Origin of the sequence: Dorea ammoniilytica (assembly GCF_025567415.1) — a bacterium.
In the GTDB taxonomy this organism is placed as follows: Bacteria; Bacillota; Clostridia; order Lachnospirales; family Lachnospiraceae; genus Claveliimonas; species Claveliimonas ammoniilytica.
Genome location: NZ_JAOQJV010000015.1, coordinates 15,588 through 40,908, shown reverse-complemented (window position 1 = coordinate 40,908; position 25,321 = coordinate 15,588). Strand labels below are relative to the sequence as shown.

The 25,321-nt window shown below is 45.1% G+C and carries 28 protein-coding genes; 4 read left to right on the top strand and 24 right to left on the bottom strand.

The annotated features are described in order from the left end of the window. Positions 1-19: 19 nt before the first annotated feature. From addA to OCV65_RS10405, 9 genes are all read right to left on the bottom strand, one after another. Positions 20-3,652 (bottom strand): helicase-exonuclease AddAB subunit AddA, encoded by a 3,633-nt coding sequence (gene addA, locus OCV65_RS10445; RefSeq protein WP_262581995.1) that lies wholly within the window; start codon positions 3,650-3,652, stop codon positions 20-22. Beyond that, a complete protein-coding gene (locus tag OCV65_RS10440; RefSeq protein ID WP_262581994.1) occupies positions 3,613-7,032 on the bottom strand; it encodes a PD-(D/E)XK nuclease family protein in 3,420 nt (1,139 codons plus the stop codon). Before OCV65_RS10440 ends, addA begins: the two co-directional genes overlap by 40 nt. A gap of 49 nt (positions 7,033-7,081) precedes the next feature. Then, positions 7,082-8,329, bottom strand: coding sequence for a GTPase HflX (gene hflX, locus OCV65_RS10435; RefSeq protein ID WP_262581993.1), 1,248 nt, complete (start codon positions 8,327-8,329; stop codon positions 7,082-7,084). Positions 8,330-8,356: 27 nt separating this feature from the next. Next, entirely contained in the window at positions 8,357-8,884 is a 528-nt protein-coding gene (locus tag OCV65_RS10430; protein ID WP_262581992.1) for a tetratricopeptide repeat protein, read from the bottom strand. An 84-nt stretch (positions 8,885-8,968) separates the two neighbouring features. Continuing rightward, positions 8,969-11,581: a YfhO family protein gene (locus OCV65_RS10425; protein WP_262581991.1), complete on the bottom strand. Its 2,613-nt coding sequence runs from the start codon at positions 11,579-11,581 to the stop codon at positions 8,969-8,971. Further along, entirely contained in the window at positions 11,562-12,518 is a 957-nt protein-coding gene (locus OCV65_RS10420) for a glycosyltransferase family 2 protein (protein ID WP_262581990.1), read from the bottom strand. Before OCV65_RS10420 ends, OCV65_RS10425 begins: the two co-directional genes overlap by 20 nt. Before the next feature lie 261 nt (positions 12,519-12,779). Then, positions 12,780-13,910: a tyrosine-type recombinase/integrase gene (locus tag OCV65_RS10415; RefSeq protein ID WP_262581989.1), complete on the bottom strand. Its 1,131-nt coding sequence runs from the start codon at positions 13,908-13,910 to the stop codon at positions 12,780-12,782. A gap of 147 nt (positions 13,911-14,057) precedes the next feature. Continuing rightward, positions 14,058-14,297, bottom strand: coding sequence for a hypothetical protein (locus OCV65_RS10410; RefSeq protein ID WP_262581988.1), 240 nt, complete (start codon positions 14,295-14,297; stop codon positions 14,058-14,060). A gap of 228 nt (positions 14,298-14,525) precedes the next feature. After that, positions 14,526-14,849, bottom strand: a complete 324-nt coding sequence (locus OCV65_RS10405) for a hypothetical protein (protein ID WP_262581987.1) — start codon at positions 14,847-14,849, stop codon at positions 14,526-14,528. Between the two features lie 311 nt (positions 14,850-15,160). On the opposite strand from OCV65_RS10405, the gene OCV65_RS10400 reads away from it, so the two are divergent. Then, positions 15,161-15,364, top strand: a complete 204-nt coding sequence (locus OCV65_RS10400) for a hypothetical protein (RefSeq protein WP_262581986.1) — start codon at positions 15,161-15,163, stop codon at positions 15,362-15,364. 406 nt (positions 15,365-15,770) lie between these two features. Here OCV65_RS10400 and OCV65_RS10395 read toward each other — a convergent pair whose 3' ends face one another. The 8 genes from OCV65_RS10395 to OCV65_RS10360 form a co-directional block, all read right to left on the bottom strand. After that, the gene (locus tag OCV65_RS10395; RefSeq protein WP_262581985.1) at positions 15,771-15,920 is read right to left on the bottom strand and encodes a hypothetical protein; all 150 of its coding nucleotides are present in this window, start codon (positions 15,918-15,920) and stop codon (positions 15,771-15,773) included. A gap of 118 nt (positions 15,921-16,038) precedes the next feature. Then, positions 16,039-16,425: a helix-turn-helix domain-containing protein gene (locus OCV65_RS10390; RefSeq protein ID WP_262581984.1), complete on the bottom strand. Its 387-nt coding sequence runs from the start codon at positions 16,423-16,425 to the stop codon at positions 16,039-16,041. Between the two features lie 69 nt (positions 16,426-16,494). Then, a complete protein-coding gene (locus tag OCV65_RS10385) occupies positions 16,495-16,707 on the bottom strand; it encodes a hypothetical protein (protein ID WP_262581983.1) in 213 nt (70 codons plus the stop codon). Beyond that, entirely contained in the window at positions 16,685-16,921 is a 237-nt protein-coding gene (locus tag OCV65_RS10380) for a hypothetical protein (protein ID WP_262581982.1), read from the bottom strand. The genes OCV65_RS10385 and OCV65_RS10380 overlap by 23 nt, the downstream gene beginning before the upstream one ends. A gap of 9 nt (positions 16,922-16,930) precedes the next feature. Further along, positions 16,931-18,211, bottom strand: a complete 1,281-nt coding sequence (locus tag OCV65_RS10375) for a replicative DNA helicase (protein WP_262581981.1) — start codon at positions 18,209-18,211, stop codon at positions 16,931-16,933. Then, positions 18,204-19,010: a phage replisome organizer N-terminal domain-containing protein gene (locus OCV65_RS10370; protein ID WP_262581980.1), complete on the bottom strand. Its 807-nt coding sequence runs from the start codon at positions 19,008-19,010 to the stop codon at positions 18,204-18,206. Before OCV65_RS10370 ends, OCV65_RS10375 begins: the two co-directional genes overlap by 8 nt. Next, positions 18,988-19,377, bottom strand: coding sequence for a hypothetical protein (locus tag OCV65_RS10365; RefSeq protein WP_262581979.1), 390 nt, complete (start codon positions 19,375-19,377; stop codon positions 18,988-18,990). Before OCV65_RS10365 ends, OCV65_RS10370 begins: the two co-directional genes overlap by 23 nt. Then, positions 19,377-19,580: a hypothetical protein gene (locus OCV65_RS10360; RefSeq protein WP_262581978.1), complete on the bottom strand. Its 204-nt coding sequence runs from the start codon at positions 19,578-19,580 to the stop codon at positions 19,377-19,379. Before OCV65_RS10360 ends, OCV65_RS10365 begins: the two co-directional genes overlap by 1 nt. 117 nt (positions 19,581-19,697) lie before the next feature. On the opposite strand from OCV65_RS10360, the gene OCV65_RS10355 reads away from it, so the two are divergent. Continuing rightward, complete coding sequence (locus OCV65_RS10355; protein WP_262581977.1) at positions 19,698-20,255, top strand: helix-turn-helix transcriptional regulator; 558 nt, start codon at positions 19,698-19,700, stop codon at positions 20,253-20,255. Positions 20,256-20,355: 100 nt separating this feature from the next. Here OCV65_RS10355 and OCV65_RS10350 read toward each other — a convergent pair whose 3' ends face one another. The 6 genes from OCV65_RS10350 to OCV65_RS10325 are packed head-to-tail and all read right to left on the bottom strand — an operon-like array spanning position 20,356 to position 22,169. Then, positions 20,356-20,634: a hypothetical protein gene (locus OCV65_RS10350; protein WP_262581976.1), complete on the bottom strand. Its 279-nt coding sequence runs from the start codon at positions 20,632-20,634 to the stop codon at positions 20,356-20,358. Between the two features lie 5 nt (positions 20,635-20,639). Further along, a complete protein-coding gene (locus tag OCV65_RS10345) occupies positions 20,640-20,804 on the bottom strand; it encodes a hypothetical protein (protein ID WP_262581975.1) in 165 nt (54 codons plus the stop codon). A 5-nt stretch (positions 20,805-20,809) separates the two neighbouring features. Then, entirely contained in the window at positions 20,810-20,980 is a 171-nt protein-coding gene (locus tag OCV65_RS10340; protein ID WP_262581974.1) for a hypothetical protein, read from the bottom strand. Continuing rightward, positions 20,977-21,723, bottom strand: a complete 747-nt coding sequence (locus tag OCV65_RS10335; RefSeq protein ID WP_262581973.1) for a phage antirepressor — start codon at positions 21,721-21,723, stop codon at positions 20,977-20,979. Before OCV65_RS10335 ends, OCV65_RS10340 begins: the two co-directional genes overlap by 4 nt. After that, on the bottom strand, positions 21,713-22,024 hold the full coding sequence (locus OCV65_RS10330; protein WP_262581972.1) for a hypothetical protein: 312 nt from the start codon (positions 22,022-22,024) through the stop codon (positions 21,713-21,715). Before OCV65_RS10330 ends, OCV65_RS10335 begins: the two co-directional genes overlap by 11 nt. After that, positions 22,002-22,169 (bottom strand): hypothetical protein, encoded by a 168-nt coding sequence (locus OCV65_RS10325; RefSeq protein WP_262581970.1) that lies wholly within the window; start codon positions 22,167-22,169, stop codon positions 22,002-22,004. Before OCV65_RS10325 ends, OCV65_RS10330 begins: the two co-directional genes overlap by 23 nt. 346 nt (positions 22,170-22,515) lie before the next feature. On the opposite strand from OCV65_RS10325, the gene OCV65_RS10320 reads away from it, so the two are divergent. Continuing rightward, positions 22,516-23,220, top strand: a complete 705-nt coding sequence (locus OCV65_RS10320) for a response regulator transcription factor (protein WP_262581969.1) — start codon at positions 22,516-22,518, stop codon at positions 23,218-23,220. Continuing rightward, entirely contained in the window at positions 23,213-24,589 is a 1,377-nt protein-coding gene (locus OCV65_RS10315; RefSeq protein ID WP_262581968.1) for a histidine kinase dimerization/phospho-acceptor domain-containing protein, read from the top strand. Before OCV65_RS10320 ends, OCV65_RS10315 begins: the two co-directional genes overlap by 8 nt. Here OCV65_RS10315 and OCV65_RS10310 read toward each other — a convergent pair. Beyond that, positions 24,586-25,317 carry a GNAT family N-acetyltransferase gene (locus tag OCV65_RS10310; RefSeq protein WP_317258820.1) on the bottom strand — a complete coding sequence of 244 codons (732 nt, stop codon included), beginning with the start codon at positions 25,315-25,317 and terminating at the stop codon, positions 24,586-24,588. The two genes, OCV65_RS10315 and OCV65_RS10310, sit on opposite strands and share 4 nt — an antisense overlap. Between the last annotated feature and the right edge of the window lie 4 nt (positions 25,318-25,321).

The window sequence follows — 25,321 nt, the reverse complement described above, 5'->3', positions numbered from 1 at the left end:
TATCATCTATTCATACACTTTACTTCCATGCAAGCTCTTTCTGCATGGTAAATGAATATATGATTTTCTCTCTTACTTTCTTTCCGGTAATCTGCTCCAGTGCCCTTGCATAATACTCAAGCTGGGACTGGTATTTTTCCAGAAGTTTCTGTTCCGACCAGATCTTATCGGTCTTATAATCGAGTACCACGAGTTCTCCGTCTTCCTCAAAACACACGTCGATGATTCCCTGTACCAGCATGGTCTCATCTGCTTCCGTCATCTCCGGGTAAATATCCCGCACCGGAATTCCCAGTACAAACGGCTGCTCCTTCCACAGCTTGTCATCTTCTGCTGCCTGCTTCATGCGCTGTCCGGATGTTGTATGGATAAAGGTAAGGATATCTTTCAGCTTCACACTCTCTGCCATCTCTCCTGCAATCCGTCCGGATTCACACATCTTCGCAATTGCTGCCTCTGTACCTTCAAGATCATATTCCTTTGTAAAGTCCAGAAGTTCCATCACTCTGTGATATGCGGTACCTCGCGGTGCTCCGGTAATCTCTTCCTCTTCCTGCAGAAATCTCGGGATCAATGGCACCACCGGCTCGTCTTCATATGGAAGTTCTCCTGCTTCCTCGGCAAGATATGCCCGCTTCTTTAACTCCGATACGGTGTATTTCAGCTTTTTTCCTTCCAGATCTCGGTAAGGATACTGATAATAAAACTGCTGTTTCAGACGCTCCTGCATCTTCTCATCGTAGACTTCTTCCACATTCCACTCTTCCAGTGCCTGACGTGTCACCATCTGTTCCGCAGTCTCTTCCACCTGCATTCCTCGCACCCGGGACATATCCACGATCTGGACACGAAATGGACTATTCTCTCCTCTTCCTGCCACCGCCGGAAGTATCCAGTCCAGATAACGTTTCGCCCCCGCAAGCTGTCCAAAGCTCATCGGAACCGGATGAGCCGCCATATTTTCCTTATGATATAAGGCCTGATTCATTGCCTCACGAACCTTTGCCTCCGGGTCTTTCAGTGTACCGGTCACGATCAGCTTCTCTTTCGCCCGGGTCAGTGCCACATAGAGCACGCGAAGCTCTTCTCCCATGCTCTCCAACACCTCTTCCCTGGCAATCACATTTCTGATCAGTGTTGGACATTTGGTACGCGTCTCAAGATCCACGCTTTCCAGTCCGATCCCAAGAGAGGCATGCATCAGCACATCCCCCTGGCTGTCCTGCCGGTTAAATTTCTTTCCCATACCTGCCACAATGACAATCGGGAATTCCAATCCCTTACTTTTGTGAATACTCATGAGCCGCACGGTATTAGACTGTTCATCTGCCGTGTTGGCTTCCCCGTAATCAATCTCGTATTTCTGAAGCTGTTCTACGTACCGTATAAAATGAAATACGCCTTTATAGCTGCTACTCTCAAAGGTTCTCGCTTTCTCCAGTAACATATCCAGATTGGCTGCTCTCTGCTCCCCTGCCGGAAGCGCAGAGATATAATCGCGGTAACCGGTCTCCTGCATGATCTTATCCAGCAGCCTGTGAAGTGCCGTGTAAGGGATCATTCTGCGAAAATGTTCCATCTGATCCAGACATGTCACCAGTTTACTTTTTATAACTTCATCTGACCCTTCTTTTGCATAACAGTTTACCGCCTGATGGAACGGCTTGTCCCTGTAGCTTCCCTTAATCCGGGCAAGTTCTTCATCCGTCATATGACCGAATATCGACCGCAAAACAGATGCTAACGGTACATCCTGCCGTTTATTATTCAGGATTCTGAGGTAATCTAACAGCACTCCAATCTCTCTGGTCTCGAAATAACCTTCACTGGAACCGGCGTACACCGGGATTCCCTCTTTTTTCAGAACTTCCATATAGACATCCGCATATCCCTTCATACTACGTGTCAGGATCACGATGTCCCGGAACTCTGCCGGTCGCATCTGCTCTGTCTTCTTATCCTTCACCATCTGATGACGGATCAGTTCATGAATCCGTCCCGCGATCACCGATGCTTCCTTTTCACGATTCGACAGCTTCTCTACATCTGCACCGGATTCCGCATCATCCTCGGTATCCACAAGAATCAGCTCCGGGGTATTGTCTGCCTGGGAATCTGATATTTCAGGATAACTTGCCCCCGGATATAATGCTGCCCGGTCATCGTATTCTACACCGCCCAGATCCCTGATCATGATCTGCCGGAAAATGTCATTGGCTCCGGTCAGCACTTCTTTCCTGCTCCGAAAATTCTTATGCAGATCAATTCTCTGCTCCGGTCCATCCGTCAATGTATAAGAATCGTATTTCTCCATAAATAATTCCGGTCTGGACAGACGAAATCGGTAGATGCTCTGCTTCACATCACCTACCATAAAGATATTATTCCTGCCCGACCATTTACCGGACACACTGGTCAGGATCGTTTCCTGAATCAGGTTACTGTCCTGATATTCATCAATCATGATCTCATAGAACTGCTTCTGATATTCCTCCGCCACCTTGGATGGCACAAGTCTGCCATCCTCTTCGCGGGTAAGAATCCGCATGGCATACTGCTCCATATCATCGAAGTCAATCATATTACGGGAACGTTTTATCTCTTCAAAACGCTGCGAAAAGTCAGTTGTCAGACGCGCCAGCATCTGCATATAAGGTCTGCACCGTCCGATTTCTTCCAGCACATCCTCTCCCGGTAATTCATAATACAACGACTTCAGGTCTTTTATCATGTCCTTGACGCTATCCCGCACTCGTTTCACGAAATTCGCTTTCTCTTCCGAAGCCTGATTCTTGCGGTTCGAAGCAAGACGTTTCCAATTAATCCGCTGGATGGCTTCGTAAGTCTCTTCGTATCCTTCTGCCTGTTCCAATCGTTCGATCTGACGCAGGTCATCTTCCAGCGCATCCATATACATCTGCGGTCCATCTGGTGCCACACATACAGTAAGTCCCTGCTGCAAGAGCTCCCTTGCTCCTGCCATATACCCCGCCATATTTTTCTGCATTGCCTGATAGTACACTGTCGCCTGCAGTTCTTCCATATTCTCTACTTCATATGCATGTACACATTCTGCCAGCCATCTGTCCGGTTCCGGATAACTGCGTGAAAATTCATACAGACACTCGATCAGCTCCTCAATCTTCTTATCATCACGGCTTCCTCCGTAGCTTTCTACCAGATTCAGGAACTCCGGATCTGCTTCTTCATAATACTGTTCTAACATTTCCTGCATCACTTCACCGCGCAGAAGCTTTAATTCTCCCTCTTCGCCAATCCGAAATGCCGGATCCAGATCAATGGTATGAAAATGCTCTCTGATTACGGATAAACAGAAACTATGGATCGTCGTAATCTGCGCGCTGTGGATCAATGTCGCCTGCCGGTTCAGATTCTCATCCTCCGGCCGCTTCTCTGCCTGATCTTCAATTGCCTGTCGGATACGCTCTTTCATCTCTGCCGCTGCTGCCTCGGTAAATGTCACGATCAGCAGCCGGTCTACATCCACAGGATTCTCTTTTCTGGTAAGCATGGTAATGATTCGCTCCACCAGCACTGCTGTTTTTCCGGAGCCAGCTGCCGCCGACACCAGAATATTACGCCCGCCAAGCTCTATGACCTGCCGCTGTTCTTCGGTCCATTGGACTCCCATGGCGTATCCTCCTTTCTGTTAAAAGCATCCGATGCCTTTCCTGTTTCTCCTGATACTGCACTCTGCATTTTTGCAACCGCTTCCTCGCGCGTCAGCTTCTTTCTGTCCAGATATTCATAGCCGTCAAGCTGCGGATCAAATCCACAGATCTGCTGATAAATACACTGCTTGCACCCATAATTTTGACCCTGGCGATATGGCTGCACTGCCACCTCACCCCGGACAATCTGCTGTCTGATCTCTGCCGCTTTCTGATCCGCATACTCCATCATGGTGTGGAATTCTTCCTGTCTGACCGCTCTGGATACTTTAGCAAGGCTTCCGTCATTATTAAACTTCACCGGCACAGCCAATGAATCTCCTGTACGATCCCTTTCCAGATGTTCCAGACTGTTCTGCTCCAGATTCACCACGCCGTCCGGGCGCAATTCCTTCAGAAGCCTTTTTTCAAGATCTGCTTTACCATTTTTCTCTAACAGCGGATCCTTCATACGGTAATAAAATACGCCCGACGGGATCACCTGTTTACCCGGATATCGTTTCTTCATACGGTCGGTTGCCGCATTCATATATACCATCAGCTGTAACTGCAATCCATAATAAAGTGCTGACACATCGAATCCCTTCTGTCCGGTCTTATAATCGATAACCTTCACATAGACTTCATCCTGTGTCTCACACACATCAATCCGGTCGATCTTGCCGCTGCCAAAGGACATCTCATATGCCGACGGCTCAAAATCACCCCTGGCTAACTGTTCGGTAAGTGCCCAGACCGTGCGGTTCAGCAGACGGTCAAGTCTTGTGATCATGTATTCATTTCTGGCAGAACTGTACAGTACAGAATTACCGTAATCGGCAATGGATTCATCCAGACTCTCCCGCACCAGCTGCTGCCGCTTCTCTTCTTCTATCTTCGTCCATCCGCCTTCTTTTTCTGCTTTTTCGGAATAGCGCTCCATCGCACTGTGAAAGACATTTCCCAGATCCAGCGGCTGGAACTCATATTCTTTCCGTTCCTTCAAACGCAGTCCGTACGTCAGAAAATGTGCAAATGCACAGGCAGAGAATTTCTCCATTCGGGAAATACTGTTCTGGAAATGCGTACCGTAAAGGAGCTTTGCAGCTTCCTCACTGATCTGTTTCGGATGATAAGAATAAAATGACGCATCCAGAAGATCTCCGATCTTCTCTGCCCATTCGGAATGCTTCTTATACCAGTTATAAAGTTCCATCCAGCTGCTGCCGCCTGCATCACTCTGCATGCGGAGTCCCCGGATCAGTGCCTGCAGTCCGATCTCCGGCGTCAGCTCCTGCTCAGTTAACGGCTTTGACGCCTCATCGATCACCGGCGCATCCGGGAATAATCTGCGGATCTCACCGATCAAATACGCCGGACGCTTTGCTTTGCCATCTGCTCCCGATCTGCTGTAAAACAAATGCAGTTCCTCTTCCGGTTTGGTCAGATTCAGATACAGATAAAATTTCTGAATATATGCCTGTTCTCTTCCACCCGGTGTGAGTGAGAGATTTTCCTGCTCAAACTGCGCTCTGTCCTGTTCACTTAACAGTCCTGTCCTCATCAGATTGCCCGGAAGCAGCGAATCATTGACTCCAAGCATCAGCAGTACACGGATATCTTTTAATCTGGTTCGCTGTACATCCCCGGCGATCACCTGATCCAATCCCGGCGGAATTACACCAATCTTAATCTCATTCAGTCCGGCATCCAGAAGCTCCACGTATTCCTTTAATGTTACCGGTTCGTCTCCCAAAAGCTCTACAAATTTGTCGAAGAGACCAATCAAAGCACTATATACCTGTGCATATTCTCTGGCAAGCGCAAGTTCTCCCTCTTCCGTGAATGCATCCTCCTGCCGTTTTAATTCCTGCTGCAGTTCCTGCTCTTCCAGAAAACGATAAAGTGCCTCGGTAATATCACGCACCGTTTTCTTCCGCTGCCGCAGTACAAAAAGCAGACCGTCCACCAGCTCCACCAGTTTCACCCGAAGGTGATTCAGATGCTCCAGTTCGTCCTCTGTCACATCTGCACCTTTGCGCACCCATCGCTGCTGCCAGTTTTTATACCCACGGATACCAAGTGCCAGACAGTAATTCTCCAGCTCATCCACCTCGTCATCTGTAAACGGTCCATAACCTGCTCTTAAGAAGCGAAACACGCTTTCATAAGTAAAGCTCTGCTCCGCCATATTCAAAATGCTTCGCACATACTCCACAAAAGAATTCAGCAGAATACTCCGCTTATAATCCATAAATACCGGAATCCTGTATTTGGCAAATGCTTCTTCCAGATAATCGCCATAGCCATTAAGATCCGTTGCCACTACACCAATCTCCCGGTAACGCATGCCCTCTTCCCGCACAAGCCTGCGGATCTGCGCAGCTGCCGCATAGGCTTCTTCTTTTGGTGTTCTGGTCTCATGAATCGCGATCGTGTCCGGCTTCCCGATATAATATCTGCCCGAATAACGGAAAAGATGCTCCTCCAAAAAGGCAAGTGCCTCGCTTTTCCGAAAACGGTAAAACGGTCTCTTTTTGAGCCATACCGGTTCTGTCTGCTCCACACCGCACGCTCTGGCAATCCTCGTCAGTGTTGTCACCGTATGCTTACTCATCCCAAACATCTGGCAGGCATCCGTATAACGGTAAGGATCTTCTCTGTCATCAATGGTTACTGTCACGATCACATTTCTGGCAAGCTTCATAAGCTCCGCAAGCAGTCTGTTCTGCACCGGAGTAAATCCGGTAAATCCATCCAGCACGACCACACTCCGCTTCAGCAGTTCCGATTCTGGCACTGTTCTGCACAGCACATCCAGAATTTCCTCTTTGGTAATATATCTGTCCTGGAGATATTCCCGAAACTTCTTATATATAAGACTCATATCCTTTAACTTATAATACAGATAAGATTCTTCTCCTACCCGCTTCATCACGCAGTCCAGTTCTTCTTCCCCGATATCATACTGGTCGAACTCCGACAGAACCGACTTCACCTCACTGATATAGCCGAGACGCTTCATGTTGCCTTTCAGCACAAGCAGCTCCGGTTCGATGTCTCCGGCAATCTTGCGCAAGATCAGGTTCTTGCCCTCATCGTCCAGCACAGGCGTATTTCCTTTCCCTGTCTCTTCAAAAATCCGATATGCCAGTCGTCCGAAACTCAACACATCGATATTCATAATGCCCTTTTTCTCGTTCATCAAAACAAGGTCCTTCTGCGTCTGCATCGTAAACTGCTCCGGCACCAGGACCATGTAATTAAGGGCAGGGTGTTCCCCTGCCTCCTGTATAATTCTCTGATATAAATAGTGGGACTTTCCGGAACCGGAACCCCCAAATACAAATTGTAATGCCATATACTCCTCCCGGCATCTGTCTTGAAATCTGTCAGCCAATCCTTCCAGGCTATGAATCTGCAAATATTTTTCCATATATCGGAACCGGCACATAGGCTTCTACAGCAATGCCGTCTTCCAGATATTCTTCTCTGAGAAGCTCTCCGTACTTGCGGATCAGCTGGATCTTCGCTGCGTCTTTATATGGAAATGTATACTCTACCAACGCTTTCTGTCCCCGGAGCACCTCTTCCAGCTTGCTCTCCAGTGCATCGATCCCCGCTCCTGTCGCCGCTGAGATCGGCACTGTCGCATCCGCCTGAAAATCCCGCAAGATCACTGGCTCTGTCAGCAGATCCTGCTTGTTAAACACGGTGACCACCGGTTTATCCTGTACGCCCAGTCCCCGCAGCGTCTCATATACAATATGCATCTGCTCATCCATCTGTGGATTCGACGCATCCACCACATGCAGGATCAGATCTGCATACTTTGCTTCCTCCAGTGTACTGCGAAATGCATCAATCAGATGATGTGGCAGCTTCCGGATAAATCCAACCGTATCTGTAAACAACACCTTCTGTCCGCTGCCAAGCTGATATCCCCTGGTCGTCGGATCCAGTGTGGCAAATAGCTTATTCTCTGCCAGCACTTCCGCTCCCGTCAAATAATTCAGAAGCGTCGACTTGCCCGCATTGGTATATCCTACAATAGCAATAACCGGAAGCATCTCTTTCTTCCGCTGTTCTCTTGCCACCTGTCTGTGATTCTTCACTTCTGTAAGCTCACGGTTCAGTCTGGCAATGCGCCCTTTGATCAGTCTCCGGTCCATCTCCAGCTTCTTTTCGCCGGGACCTCTGGTACCGATACCTCCTCCAAGCCTTGAAAGTGATGTACCATATCCGGTAAGTCTCGACTGGCGATACTTTAACTGGGCAAGCTCCACCTGGATCTTACCTTCATTGGTAGATGCTCTCGCGGCAAAGATATCCAGGATCAGTAGCGTTCGGTCCATGATCTTCGTATGCAGCTCATCCTTCAGATTGCCGATCTGTGCCGGCGACAACTCGTCATCACAGATAATACCATCTGCTTCTGTCTCCCACAAGAGATCTCTGATCTCGTCAAGCTTGCCCTTTCCCACATAAGTTCCCGGATGGATCAGTTCTCTCTTCTGGATCACTCTGCCCACACACTCCGCTCCGGCAGTGCGCGCAAGCTCTTCCAGCTCATCCAACGATTGATCCACATCCTCCGCATCGGATAAACTGATTCCCACCAGGATTACCCGTTCTTTTTTCTGTTCTGTCTCATACATCTATGTTCTGTTCCTTCTGTAATTCTGTTATTGTGTCTCCAGAAATTCTGCTTCTTTCGTTCCGCGTTCGTCGTCCGGATAATCCTTCACATACTCCTTCAGCTTCGTCCGGGCATTCTCCCATTTGCCAAGCTCCTCATATGCTACGATCTCGTTATACTTCATCTCCTGCATCAGTTCCTTGCTAGCATCGTCACATTCCTGCCCCAGATTGTAATAATTCAGAGCTTCCTTTGGATTATCCAGCTTCAGTTCGCAGCTTCCGAGGAAATTATACAGTGCTGCAGTCTTCTCCGCACCATTATCCAACGCTGACTGAAATGCACTGAGTGCTGCTTCATACTCACCCAGTTCCCATTTCGCCATACCGATGCCGCGGTATGCCTCTCCGGTGTCCTGTCCTTTGTCCACTGCTTCCTTGAACTTCGTGACAGCTTTTTTATAGTTACCATCCTCCAGGTAAGTTGTACCCTCTTCGATTGCTTTGGAGCCACAGCCTGTCAATGCCAGGCACAGCAGCATGAATATTGCAATAAAACTTACGTGTCTCTTCATGTTATCCTCCCCATTAGAGATTATTCTATGAATCCATTATGCCAAATCCAGAAAGACATTTCAATACGAAGAAAGGAACTTACCTTAGTAAGTCCCCCTTTTTGTCTGTCTCTTCTCTATTAAAAAAATAACTGCCATCATCAAAAGTCCCACAAGACTTAAGAATTTGCCTGCTGCCACACCGGAAGCGTGATATATGATCACAACACTGTGTTCGCCGGATTCTATAGGAAATCCCAGAAATGCTGTGTTCACCTTTTTAGGCACTGCCTGTTTCCCATCCACATAGATGGTAAAGTTCTTATCATATGGGATCGACGTAATAAAATATCCGGTATTCTGTACATCGATCTTACCTGCGATCGTATTGCCTTTTGTATCATCCCTGTCCACCTGAAATGCAGACTGATACAGATTCTGACCTTCTTCCATATCTTCCGTGTACGCACTTGCGGATCCTATATAACACTGTACTCCTGTCAGTTCATATTCCCCTGCTCCAAAGGTTATCTTCAGATCAGTCTGGTCTGACGGAAGTGTCATCACATAGGTAAATGTCGTATTTCCATTATAATATAAGTGACTTTCGGAACTCAGCTTATTACGGATTCCATTTACCCAGATTGCCACATCATGATTCGGTCTGTAATTGTCCACCTGAAACTGAAGATATAGATTATAGTCTGTCGCTTCACTATATACCGATGTCTCCGCCGGCACAGATACATTTACCGAAGTTTTATTCTTTGCCTTAATCTCAATGTTACCATCTGCATCCGTTGATATCTTCATCTGCTTTGTATTCATATCCGGAATCGTAAATGTACTTTTTTCTGCCGTAGCTTCAACCAGACTCTTGCATCCCTGATCATCCGCAGCTGACTCCGCATTATCTGTACTGTTTGCATTTACTACAGCGTAATTCATCAGCGCAGTCTGGTTATATGGAAATGCAAGCGTCTGATACTCTTCCTCCGTCATCACACGGTCTGTGGCATAGGCAATCGGTGCCACGCCCGCATTTTCTGTTACGATCGGTGTTCCGTCCTTTTTCTGTCTGATCTGATACTTTACACCCATAAATCGCTGATATAATGGATTCTTCGCCACACTCTGCATCAGATCATTGCGGTATGGCTGTTCCAATTCAAACGTATCCTTGCGAAAATTCTGATAATCCGTATTATACGCGGAAGAATAAAGGGATGACACCCACTGTTCGGATGCCCAGACCCGGTTCAGATCTGCGGCATTTTCCGTATCTTTCCCCATCTGTTCGATCCGATAAAAGGAAGAATCATGCTGCAGAATATCATTCACGGTATCTCCAATCCTGCTGTCTGTCACTTTTGCATACTCTGCGGGTTCGATCAATTCACTGCTGTACGCATTAGACACACCTTCAAACAGTGTCAGACAGATCAATGGCGGAACGATCAGTACCGCTATCCTGCGTTTCCAACAGAATACAGCAATGGATATCAATGCGATCATTCCATCCAACATGAGCAACTGCCACTGCATTTTATACGAAATCGTTGCATTGTTGCCATAATAGCTATACATAATCACAGCTAGCGTAAGTACTGCGGCAACCAGATTAACCGACAGCGAAATCTCATGTTTCTTATTCTTCCAAAGATATAACGCGATCAGATAGCAGATCAGCGGTAAAAATGGAATCACAGCCTTATCTCTTATATATAATCCGCCATTCAGAAGCCATGCAAATACCGGCAGGCTAATAACCAGCATACAGCCCCAGGAAAGTACACGCTCACTCCATTTTCGGTAAGTAAGTCCGACAATTAATACGGTAATTGCAAGAGTGGTAAGTCCCAGTCCATAAGTTCCATACGCTACACGAAGCGGCGGGAACTGCGGTGTCAAAAGCTCCCCGATCTTCATGCCGGCTGCTTCCTGCTTTCTTCCGAAAAGTGCTCTTGCCGTCGGCACCAGCAGAATACCACTCATACATACAGCTGCAAGCATTGGCATCACAAAGCGAACTCCATCTTGCAAAAATGCAGGTACCCGGAACTTCGGTGTGATTTCCAAATACCGGTACACACCATAGAGCACCAGTGCCAGCATACCGCCAATGCTGAAATAAAAGCTGGTCATGATCATCAGAAATACACTGATCAGATACAGATCCGCTCGTTTCTTATCGAAATACCGATCCACCCCGATCAGTGACATATAAAGGAACGGCATATAGTTGACAAACATCACCTGATGACAGGACTGATAGATCACAGGACCTGCCAGCATATACATCAGTGCTACGCCAAGTCTTATCTCTTCCGGAAATCCGCGTCTGCCAAGCCAGTAATACAGAAGGCACACAGATACCGCGATCCCTGCAATGCTGACTGCGATTATATAATCGCTCATTTTAACAAAAGGCAGCAGATAGGACAACAGGATTACCGGACTGTACAAGCCATAATAGGAAAAATTATAAATATTCTGTCCACCGCCAAGATTGGCCGCAAACTCCGGAAACAGTTCTCCTGTATCATAGAACTGTTGTCTGAAATAATCCGGAATCACGCTGTGCTGGCTGATCCAGTCTACCTTCGCCCCAAACACACCATTTCGTCCCACAAAGAGCCAGCAGACAAATACGGTCAGCAGGCATAGCAGCAGATAGATCACACCACGGATCTTTTTCTTACCTTTTATGATCTGCATGCGTCTCTCCTTCCTCACTGGATTCCCGAAGCAGATAGATTGGACGATGCTTCGTCTCAAGATAAGTCTTAGACAGATACTGTCCAAGAATTCCAAGGCACAATAGCTGTACACCGCTGACCATGAACACGATACACGCCATGGAAGGCCATCCGGATACCGGATCTCCCCATACAAGTGTCCGGATAATAATTACCAGGATCACCAGTGCCGACAGTCCACAGAACAGGATTCCCAGTACCGATGCAAGGGCTAATGGTACTACTGAAAATCCGGTGATTCCTTCTAATGAATAACGGAACAGTTTCCACACTGACCACTTCGTCTCACCTGCAGAACGCTCTACATTTTCAAAGTCCAGCCATTTGGTCTTAAATCCTACCCATCCAAAGATTCCTTTAGAAAAACGGTTGTACTCACTCATCTGTAATACTGCATCTGCCATCTTACGGTTCATCAGGCGGTAATCTCTTGCGCCATCTACGATCTCCGTCTTAGATATTTTGTTGATAAAATGGTAAAACTGCCTGGCCAGGAACGAACGTATCACCGGCTCTCCTGCTCTGGTAGAACGTCTCGTTGCCACGCTGTCGTAATCTTCTTCCTTTAATATCCGGTACATCTCCGGCAAAAGTGACGGCGGATCCTGAAGATCCACATCCATCACTGCAATATAATCTCCTTCCGCATGTGTAAGTCCCGCATAGATCGCTGCCTCTTTTCCGAAATTTCTGGAAAATGACAGGTATCTGCACCGGGCATCTATCTCGTGAAGCTTCTTCATTTCCTCCAGTGTTTTATCTGCAGAGCCATCATCTACGAAAATCAGTTCAAATTCTGCATCCATCTGACCCATGATCCGGCTCATCTCTTTATAATATATCGGCAATGCCGCTTCCTCGTTCCAGCATGGAACGATAATTGATATCTTATCCATAATCTCATTCACCTCTGGCAGATATTTTATCTCACATATCTTAAGTATTTGCCAAATTAAATCTTAAAGTTTCTTAAACATTTATTTTTTTATCTTTATCTATCTATTTCCTCTGAGTCTTGATTTATGCGGGTTTCCAGACATTTATAGTTTATCCTGTTCCGTCTTTGCCCTTGCAATTTTGGACATTTTTTGGACAAATTTGGACAGATTTTGGACAGAAAAAGAGGGCAGCAGTCAGCCACCCTCACATATAGCATTTTAAAATGCCTGTTCTATTTTCTCCATTTCCCCCTTCTTCACGTCCGGAAGTACATGAGCATATAGATCCATCGTCATAGCATAGCTGCTATGTCCCAGAATGGTTTTTAATACCTGCGGTGGCATTCCCGCCTCTATAGCTCTGGTTGCGAATGTATGCCGGAATGAATGCGGCGTTATCTCCGGGAACTCACTATCTTTCTTCCTGGCTTGCTCTGCAATCCGTTTGATCTCTGCACTGATCGTTCCCTTCCACAATGGCTTACCATCCATATCACAAAATAGATAGCGATCTATCCGCTCCACCTTAAAGCCCCAGAAACGCCGCTGCGTATCCAGTATCTTGATAACACTATCTGTTAATGGTATTTCTCGGATCGATGTCTTTGACTTCGGTGTATCTTCCACAAACTCTCCCTTAATCCGCTTTAATGTCCTACGGACATACAGTTTTTTGTTCTTCCGGTCAATATCCGTATACTTTAATGCCTGGGCTTCGCCTATTCTCAATCCGGTACGCAATAACACATAGAACAGATTATATAAATAGCTGTCTTTTGCGCACTCCATAAATAGATCCTGCTGGGCTTTGGTCATTGCTATTGCTTTGGACTCTTCTGCTTCAGACTTCGGAACTCTCGGAAGTTCTGCCAGTTCTGCCGGATTGTTTGCGATCAACTGCACTTTCTTGGCTCTCCTAAGACTCCCCTTCATGATCACGGCTATCAGCTCCATACTCGATGCAGAATATTTGCGCTTTTTCTTAATCCGCTTATAGATCTGTTCTACTGTATCAACCGTAACATCCTGTATCTTCAGCAGTGCGATCTCCGGCTTTATAGCCGAATCATACAGACTCCGGTATGTCTGATATGTTCCCAGCTTCTTATGATCTTTCAGATAGCCCTCTAACCATTCCTCCATCCATTCAGTCAGTAGCATATTCTGACGCTTCACATAGATTCCATGCTCCAACTCATATTTTAGATCTGTCATTGCTTTCTGTGTCTCTGTTACCGTTGCGCCCTGCACCGAATGCGGTGTACCTTTATACATAAAGCGACCTTCAAAGCCTTTTCCTCTCTGCCTGATCCCTGTTGGTAGCTTTCTGCCCCTGTTATCAACTGCCATATTGACTCCTTTCTGAACATAAGTTCATGTATTGCAATGAGCCAACATGACAGTTATAATCATGTTAGCCCGATATCGTGTGTATTGGGTTATTTCTGTTTTGCCCTATGGTGTTGCCGCACCGTGGGGCTTTTGTTGTATATGTTTTTAGATGACAGCAACCGCCCCCTCTATTACTACCGCAACCATATCTGCTGCTTCTGCTTTAATCTCGCAAATGCGCGCATTCCATATATTCTCCGGCACTTTATCATATCTGCTGAATGTTCCAATGTGCTTCATAGTGTTAGCAATGCTCCCATCGGAAATCTCCTCTGTCTTGATAATCCTGTATACTTTAATTGCTCCGTTATATGACATTTTCAAAAACACCTGATTAAATTTCATTGCTTTCCTCTCCTTTTCTATTTGTTCAAAACTGCTTTTGCAAATGTATAGATTATTTTCAATGCTCTGTTATCTGCTTCATCTAATAACTTGCAAATACTTTCTTTGTAGTCCATGTCTCTCTTGTCCTTTCCCCGGATTCCATGTTATGATCTTTTTGGTTCGTGGCTGGAATCCAGTCATATACTGCCCCTATCGGTGTTGGTAGCACTGATAAGGGCTTTTTCTTTATACTGCTTCTTGTACCTGTGATCTACCAAAGAACCGGGCGTTATAAATTGCCCCGTCTCCTTTAGATCCCCAGATCAAGGAACACCCAAACAACGCCTTAGAACCGTGTATCACTTCATATCCCAGCTTCTTCCATCCGCTCCATGTATTTGTCTCCTCTGTCACGCCTGCTGCCATCTTTCTCAGTTCAATACGCTCTGCATTGACTGCTTCGGCTTTGGCTGATAACCACGCCCGGTGCAATGCCTCTGCGAAGCTGATAGCCTGTTTTCTGTAGTTCTTCCATGCATTCTGCATAATTCTCTTAAGATTGTACTTCATAACTGCTATGCCCCTTTCTTTCAAGTCTTAGAAAGTTTCCGATCAAGTCATCTTCCTGACTATTGCTAGGCTCCTGGGCTGCTCACAGGTATATGGTCTTTGATTTCACATCTTTTCGGGATGTTCGTTTGCTTTTCTTACCTTGTGATTACATTATATATATATTTACACCAATAGTCCATTGACACATTCACTATATTTACACCAATATATTTGTGAATATTTTATATTTACACCAATAGTTTTTTATACTATAATTAGCGTAGGGTGGAGTAAATATACCCATATTTATTTCAGAAAGAAGGTGCATTATGGCTGACGAACCAAAGATTAGCAAAGCCCAGCAGAAAGCTGTTAACAAATATGTAAAGAACAACTATGATCGAATTAATGTTACTTTTCCAAAAGGTCAGAAAGAGATTATCAAGGCTCATGCATCCAAGCATAACGAAAGCGTAAACGCCTTTATCATTAGATCTGTAACAGAAACTATGGAGCGTGATTCTGAAGAATAATCGCACTTTTTTCCAAATTTGGAAGAAACCTGAAGAATAATACAGATCCGGCGCATTGGTTCTGCTCAAGTACCATTTCGGTAGTTTTGGACAGTTTTATCCATAAGGGCGTCACATTCCGTCCCCCTCTTGCATCCTGCTGCCAGATATGCTATATTTAAGACACAAAAAGAGAGCAACCGCCCACAAGGGGTTGACCTCAAAGGTAAATTAGAAATTCATAGAATCGCCACTCCTTTGCTCGCCAAAGTTCCGGGGTGGTTTTTCTATGCCTTAAAACATTATCTGATAAACGTAAATACGAATGTCAGCAATGCGAGAATGAACATACCAAACGCCATAAGGTCTTTGAAATCAAAATGATTATTGTTCATCAGCACCACCCCCATTCTATGTAAAATGGAGGTCAGCCACCCTGCAACACGATTGCTCCAACCACAATATAACATAATGCTATCTTGTAAGCAATCAGATTTTCACGATGGCAGCAGTCCGCCATCTTCTTTTCAAGGTTCACTAAAAAGCTGTATGCTTTTTCTATATACTCTAAAACCATTTATTCGCCCCAGTTAGCGCACTCTATCCGTTTAACTGGGATTTCCTCGCATATACGCATAATGTGCCTATTTGGGGCTCCTGAATGATTTTAGGCATATTCTGCGCTTGCTCAACGCCTACATCCCTTTTTGCTTCTCGCCACTGCCTTCATCGTCATCCCCGTAATCAATCGTTATATGCAGTTCTGTATCTACATCAGCCTTTAGATCTATTTTGTCCACTGGGCTGAATCCTGCCCGATCCATAATGTCTCTGGCAGCCAAATGGGCTACCATGTCATTTTTAGATTCAAGCAATGATAACTGCTTTCTAAATGCTTTCGGTGCTGCATATTGCAGGCTGTTCCGCATCAGCGCATTGTATTCATCTTGGAACTCTGTATTTTTCTTTTTCCATTCGCAGATAGTTTTCTGCGAAACGTTAATTGCTTTTGCAATTTCTTTATCCGTCATATTTCCCCGGATCATAAATTCCAAGCATCGCATCTGTTTCGGTTTTAACATATCTCCTCACTCCCTTCTGTTCACTTTCTTTTACTGGCTTCAGCTATGGCAGCAGTCTGCCGTCTCCGATTATTCCACAAGCTCTATACACTCTACTGGAATATTGGTTATGATACCGCCCTGCAGTTTAACCGTTGCTTTCCCGTAAGAAAAACTTGTTAAAACTCCGCTTATGCTGCCATCCTCATTTTTATCCATCAGGATGCTCGCCCACTCCTTCGGATGCTCTTTTGCAAACTTGCCGTAACCTTTCGGCAGTTTAATCCTGCACTTTAAATTCATTGTTGTATCTCCTTTCAATCTCACTCACCAATGCAATGCTTAAATCTCTTGCAAATGGTGTTTTATACTTTTGATAGAACACTTCCGCGTCCCCTGTAACCTTTTCAAAATACACCTCTGTATTCTCTACAATGGCATTGTCTTTGAACAGTTCCCAGAAGTCCCGGAACATCTCAAACTCTTCTGATCCGCTTTTTATCTCTTTTCTTGCCATATTCTTCACCTAATCAAATGGGGTAGGCTCTTTGGCTCTTCTAAAGCCTCTGGATGCCTCTGCCACCGTCTCACTTGTCTCTATAAACTCCATGTTGTCACCATTGAACCGCAATACCTCAGAGGATAATACGCCCTGCCGGTTCTTCTCCACCTTCAAGCCCTTTTTATCATCCACGATATTCCACATCAGCAGTATAATGCTTGCATCCTGCTCAATGTCTCCGGCTTCTCTCAGCTCGCCCATTGTAGGCTCTTTATTCTGCCTCATCTCACTCACACGGTTAAGCTGCGACAGTGCAATGATCGGTATATGCAGTTCCATTGCTAAAGCTTTGATAGCCTTAGAAATAGCCCCAACCTCGCTCGCCCGGCTCTGATAGATTACATCCGACCGGATAAGCTGGATGTAATCTATCACAATGCAATCAAGATCTAAATGCCTGCATTCATTCCGGATCTGCGACACCGACACCGATCCACTGCGGATAAATAGCGGAATCGTTCGCAATGATTCGTTCGCACGTTCAAAACGCGCTTTTTCATCTCCCAAAAAATCCCTTGCCCTTCTGATCCGTGTCAGTCCAATGCCGCTATTTCTAGACAGCAGACGCTCATACACCTGTTTGTCTGACATCTCCAAATTGTACAGCGCAACCTGTTTTTTGCTCTTCGCCAGATTCATAGCTATTTGCGTTGCAAAGGCAGACTTTCCGACCGCAGGACGCGCACCGATCACGATCACGTCCCCGCCTTCCAGTCCTCCCAGCGTATCATCCAGCTTAGGCAATCCTGTATACAATATGCTTTGTTCTGGATCTGTGAAATAGTTACCGCTCACGGTATCAACAACCTCACCAAGTCCGTGTATTTTCACTGTATCGCTTTCTTTCAAGGCTTCCAGATCCTGCAACAGCCCATTGATCTGCTCGTCTATGCATCCTGCTACCGGAACTACATGAGATAATAGCTCATTAAGCCGGCGTGTCTTATAATCCGATTCCAGCGCATCTGCATAACTCTTGATCCTGTAGCTCTCAACGGTCGGGATAATCCCCCTCAGTTCCTGCACTATGTATTCTTGCGTCTGCCCCTCGCTCTGTAGCTTCTGCGCCAGTTCTTCCAGTGATATGCTTTTACCCACGTCATAAGCTCGCACAATCTCTGTATACACGCTTCTACAGAACAGATCCCCGAACATTTCCGGCTTAATCTGCTCATATATTCCGCTGATAGAATCCGGCTCTATGAGAAGTGCACCGATAACGGATTTTTCAATCGTGTTACTCATTGACTTCTCCCCTCTCGACATAGTCAAGTAGTGACTGTCCCATCAGCGTATCAAAGTTTTTCCAGTATATCTGCTCCCGTTGTTCTCTCTCCTGCTGTTCAACATAGTGCTGCACTGCAAGATATATTTCCCGGTTAGACAACTTGATCTTTTCGCCGTTGATCTTTCTGCCCTTGATCCATTGGCAATACAACGAAAATGCTCTCGTCTTTCCTACCTTCTTCGGATAGATGGCATATATCGTTTCAAAGTCTGCTTTTTTCTGATCCAGATCGGCAGCAGTCTTTTTTGCATCATTTTCCACTCGTTCATGGTCTCCGGTGAACATGTAATATATATCTTTATCTATATCTTTATCTAGGGAGCTAACATTAACGTTACTGTTAGTTTTACAGTTAGATTTATCAGCAATCTGCCGTTGTTTTTCCCTGTATTCCCTCATGTATTCGCGCTGGTATTCCCGCTTTTTCTCTAACTGATCAAGCGTCTGATGCTTCCCCCAGTTCGGTATAGTGATAGCTCCATCAATGCGCTTAATCATTCCGAACCCTTCAAAGACATCTAACGCCATTTTCACCGTTGTTTCTTTACGCCGGAATATCGTAGACAGCATTTCATCCGTATACACGATAGAGTCATTAAGAGTGAATACACCGGAGTTATTCATCTTCCCAGCAAGACATAAAAGCTTGAACCATATCACAATGATGGAATCTGAATCCGGGAGGCTCTCGATCAAAAGTATCTTTTCGTCATCAAATATATCCGTTGTAATCTTAATCCATTTCACTTCCGCCATTGCTCTCACTCCCCTCTATTGACTGCTGCCCCTCCGGCACTTTCAACACCTGCCTTGCACTTCTGATAACCTTCAGCGTGTTCAATGCTCTGGCTTTCATCGTCTTTATAAACTGCTCAATTTCCTGCCTGTCCTTCGGTCTCCAATAGCCCTTACCTGAACCGGAACATATAATTGCTCCCTGCTCTCGTTCGCTGGCTATACGCTGGCGTAACTCACGCACGGATCCGCACCCGGTCAGTTTTATAAGCTCCTGTGTCGTGACTGCATTCTCTTTGCCGAATGGCAACAGTTCTGCTATCTGGGAATCAGCCTTGCCGGGCTGTTCCTCAGTATGTACTCGATTATTTCTGTTTTGATTTTCCATTAGTTCACCCCTGTTAATGAATTGAAATACTGATCTGCTTTTCTTGTGTCATAGAGTACGCGCCCGCCCACCCGCATAATACAATTAATGTCTCGTCCGAGCTTCATGGCACTATTTTTCCCTAATCCAGTGTATACAGCAAATTCATTAAGATTAAGGAATCTTGGCTGTACAGTCTCATTATTAGCTGTTCTTTTTCTCATTGCATTGCCCTCGCTTTCTTTTCTGTGTGCTTTTATCATACTTTATCTTGCGCTATATATGCAAATATTATATAATCATATTCGTAAAATATTTTTATATGTTCGAGGTGTATTAATATGTCTAAAAAAAATAATTCAACATCAAAAAGCAATATTCTTATACTCAAAAAGAATATAGAGGAATTAAGGCGAGAAAAAGAACTGACACAACAAGAGTTAGCCGATATAGCCGGAACAACACAAGAACGTGTTTCTAAAGTACTGTCATCGTCAGACTCTGAAAGTGAATGCTTCACCATCCAGCAGTTAATTTCGATTGCAAAATGTTTAAATGTATCTATTGATGATCTCTTAGGATTAGAAGCGTCCGGATCAATAAAAAGCGAAAAGACATTTGCCGATGTATACAATGCGCTATTCGCATTAGATGATTTGATACCGTTAGATATTCACCATATAAGCGATCCTGACGCTACAGGGCTGGGGATATTCCCTGAAGATATCCCCATGATTCCTTGCATCATTGTACGTGATGAACGATTTGAGAAATTTATGAGCGAATGGGATACAGTAAAGTCTAAATTGAATATAGAAGATGCAGGATTAGCGCAGGAACTCTATGCACTCTGGAAAACTAGACGAATCGAAAGTGGCGGCACCGAACCGCTAAATTAATAATCTCGTTTTTTATTATTCTAACGTCACCGGCTGGTGGCGTTTTTATATCCATGCAATTCATGCACAAAAAAAGCACCCTGCATCTGCAAAGTGCTTTCTAATCAACTATTTCAAATTCTTTCGGGATTCTAATTTCTTCAGCCACGTAATATCTATCGAAGTTATCAACATCTGACAATGGATAATCCGCAATCTCCCCTGTGTCCTTGTCTATAGTAATTGGTGTATTACCATAATCAGGAACGCCTATATCAAACATCCTGCCGAAAAACAGCCATTTGTCTCCAAGATCATATATCCCATCTATTCCGTTTTTGTATTCCTGTTTAACGAGGTTCTTTTTTGCCATCTCACAAGCTGTATTAAAATCTAACATTTCCATCACTCTTTCTTACACGCATGAGATCCTCGATCATTCCTTGATTCTTTTATCTCTTTCAAGATTCTTTCCTCTTCCTCTTTCATTAACCTTTCAAGTTCCTCTTGCGGTAAACTTCGATAATATTCGATTGCTTCCATATCAAGGTTGTCATCCTCTTGGTACATCTACTTCACCTCTTTCCTTCATTTTTCTTCTTTGAGTGCCTAATCCTCTTAACCTTTCTCAAAAAATCAATGGTCGCCTGGTCTACACGCTCGCGCTCCATCGTTCCATGGATACGGACTTTTGCGCAGCCAATCTGATATTCACCAGTCACCGGACTGTTTTTTATATCGCTCATACCAACTCTCCTTTGTAATCCAGAAACTTATTGATAAAATACTGCTGACCCTTGCCGGTGACCTTCGCAGTCTTTGTTGGAACATTTGCGCCAGAACCATCGACATACATTCCTACTTTGATCTCAAATAATCCACGCTCCACCGATCTCTGTGTCGGCATATTCCTACTTGATCCACTCTTGACCAGATAACCATTCTCCCGGAGCCAAGTAAACAACCTTCGCTGTCCGGTCTGAACGCCGTTCTGTCTCAGGATCTTCGCCAGCTCACCGATCAGGATAGATGTATGGCTGGATGACACCGCATCCGCAAAGATCTCTTTCGGGCGCATACGGTCAATTTCTTTGTTCTGTTGTTCTATAGTCTTCTGCGCTTCCAGTACCGCCAGCGCAAGCAGTTCTTTTCCCTGTGGCTGTGCCATCTGATAACCGCCTGTTTTTCTGATTGTCGGAAGCACATCAGCTGTAACCCACTTGCGAAACTTTCTGGCGTTCGGTTTATCGCTTCTGAGAATAACGGCATACAATCCGCTTTCATTTACGAAATTCGTCTCACCCGATTTACCGCCTAGATTCAATCTAGTCACTTCGTCAGCATCCAATCTCTTTGCTACATCTGTTGTGTTTTTGATATCCAATGCCTTGCATACATCTAATAAACAAAACATCGGTTCATTATTCACGGTTACCGTCCGGATATCACCGAACTCTTCACTGTTGAAAATCTGTATATCATTGTTCATCCTGCTCACCTGCCTTTTGCCTGTCCACCATCGCTCCGGCGTATGCAAGTGCATCATACGGATTAAACGGCGGTACATATTTTCTAGCGTTTTTATCCAGTAGCATCCGTCGATTTGCGCACCAGTCAACAAATACACCAATGTGTACATTTCTGTCGCAAAATGGGTATTTATAACGATCTCCGCCGTGCTCCCTTATCTCCTTGACGCGGCTTGATACTGCTGATTGCCCGTAACCAAACACGGCGCACAGGTCTTTTTGCATCATGTAAACCTCGTTAGGCTCTTTCCTTGATTTCATTCTGCTCACCTCTTTCGCTCTCAGCACGCTCCTTATTCCCTGCCATTGCTTCACCCATGCCAAGAAGATAGCCTTTATCAAACTCGCTCATATTCGGCAATGCATCCGCGATAGTATCCAGTACCTTTTTTTCCTGTTCTGACATATCTTCACCCCCTTAATTCAATTGGAAACTTATAATACTCCACCTTATAACTATATGCTTCTGGGGATTTGCTTATTCATAATTATTTGCCTCTATAACCATCATATCCTACCCGCCAGCATTCCGCAATATCTCCCTGACTTCTACCATCACAATTCCCATTTTGGACAAAATTTGGACATTTCATTATTTTTCCATCTTCCAAAAGTACCGATTTTCCTTTATTTTCGGGCTTCATCGGGATTCCTATATCAAAATTAAATCTTAAAGTTTCTTAAATTAAAATGATTTTTTATTAAATTCTTGTATACTTATTAGCAGAACGAATACGAAAGGGGATTTTATCATGGATGCCCATATTCTGGCAGTAGATGACAACCCGGAGATCCGGGAGATTATAGAGATACTATTAACCGGTGAAGGCTTTGCCGTCGATCAGGCAGGAGACGGCACACAGGCACTTGCTATGCTGAAAGAAAAGCATTATGACCTGATTATTCTGGATATTATGATGCCAGGCATGAATGGATATCAGACCTGTCTGGAGATCCGTAAGCTCACCAACGCTCCAATTCTGTTCTTAAGTGCCCGCACCAAAGACAGTGATAAAACTCTGGGCTTCTCTAGCGGCGGAGACGACTATCTGGCGAAGCCTTTTTCCTATCCGGAACTGATCAGCCGGGTAAAGGCATTGATCCGACGTTACCAGGTATATAAAGGAAAGGACGAAGAGACAATTACCGAAGTTCCTTCCCATATCCATTACCACAATCTGGATATTGACAGGGATACCGAGACCGTTTACCGGGATGGTGAAGCAGTAGATCTTACCAGCACCGAATATGCCATGCTGCTTACACTGGTTACCCATCCTGGTCAGATCTTTTCTGCCGAGCGGCTGTTCGAAGTCGTCTGGAATGAGCCGTATTACTATGGTGCCAGCAATTCTATCATGGTACACATCCGAAATCTGCGCCGTAAAATTGAAGTCGATCCTGCTGCTCCGACCCTGATCACAACCGTCTGGGGAAAGGGGTACCGCTGTGAATAAGCTCCGTACTAAAATCCGTACCAAACTTCTGCTTCTGATCATCATCACCGGACTTGCAAGTGCACTGCTTTTCCAGGGAATGTGGAACTGCAGATGGGAGATCTGGGACGTGCTGTCAGATGCCGGATTATTTGATGATATACTACCCAATGTAGACGATAATTTCTGGAATAATCTTTTTAATAAAGCTACAGATTATGACCTTCCTACCTCCGAAACGGATTCCAAGGCAATCGATGCACTGGCTCCTTTCTTCGATGAAACAGCAGACGAATATACCAGCATATACCTTTATTCTCTGACTGAAGGGGAATATCTGGTCGGTCGTTATGCCCAGGTTATGGATTCCGAAAATTTTCGTGTACCATTTGACATTACCTACCGATGGACAGACGGAGCCAATGAAGAACGCTTCGAAATGCCTGTTAAATTTAAAAATGGATATGCCACTGTCCTCGTCTATTTCTATCATCAGACGTATTTCATTACACCATATTTCTTCGTCTGCCTTATCTGCTGCCTGACGCTGTTCCTTGGAAGCATCCTGTTCTTTGTCCGGCGCAAAATGAAAGAAGTGGATCGATTAGAACAGCATATCCTGACCATGGCATCCGGTGACCTGATAACACCTGTAATCCCCGGCAGCAAAGATGAGCTTGGCATACTTGCAAGAGAACTTGATAACCTGCGAATCACACTGCACGAAACAATCACAGACGAACAGGAAAGTCATCAGGCAAATCAGGATCTGATCACCGCCATGTCCCATGATCTGCGCACCCCGCTCACGGTACTGAGAGGCTATCTGGAAATACTGCGTCTCGGAAAAAATGCAGATATGCAGACCGAATACCTGAATCGCTGTATTCAGAAGACCGAAGATATTCAGGAAATGTCAGACCGGATGTTTGAATATGCACTGGTCTATGAAAAGAATATCCAGCCTGAACTTCGCAGGCTTACTTCTGCACTTCTGCTGGAACACCTGATGGAAAATGCAGATTTCCTGCATCTGACCGGATTTCAGGCTTCACCTCAGATACCCGACGAACCACTTTCTGATTTTGAAGGTGACCCTGCGCTGATCAAGCGGATCTTTAACAACCTGTTCTCCAACATTCTGAAATATGGAGACAAAAAAGCTCCGGTCGTCATTACATTCTGTCAGAAAACAGACAGTCATAATGTGCCGCAGCTGATTATTACCTTAGAAAATGCTGTCAAATCAGACCTTGCCGGCATTGAAAGCAACCGGATCGGTCTGAAAAGTGCGGAAAAAATGATGCAACTGATGCATGGTCAGCTAAACTATACACAATCAAATAACTTCTTCACTTCTACTTTAACATTTAAAGGGCTGACGGATTAATCCTCCGCAGCCCTTTTCCATATCTCTTCACATTTCCTGTTATATTGTTCCTGTAACTCTGGGAACCAGATTACAGGCTCCGGAGTCTCCGGATGTTCCGCAATCGCTTTTTCCATCCACACCATATGATACCAGCGTCCGAATTTGTACGCACACTGATGGAACTTTCCGACCATCTGATAACCGAGATGTGCATGATACTCTACACTATTATTGGTAAGATACTCATCCGGTTCTTCCGGACAGGCGATACACGCATTCAGATTAATAACATGCATGGCATCCAGCGTATTTTCCAGTGCCTGATAGAGATAGCTTCCGATTCTCTGCCCACGGGCATTCTCCGCCACATAGATCGACGTCTCCACCGACCAATCATAAGACTCCCTGGTATTCAGCGGAGAGGCATAAACATAGCCCACGATCTTTCCGTCCAGCTCTGCAGCCAGATAAGGATATTTTTCCAGTGTGTGGCGAATTCGCTCTCTGAATTCCTCTACGGACGGCACATGACACTCATAAGTGATCGCCGTGTGTTCCACATAATACCGATATATCTCCACCAGTTCTTCTGCATCTGCTTCACTGACCGCACGTATCTTAAGTTCCATCCCAAACACCCTTTCCCTGAAATCTTCTTCTCCAATATACTGACTGCATCTACGATAGCACAGAAAAAGACATCCCGCAACTGTGCGTACACAGTGCGCGATGCCTTTATATGCCATATAT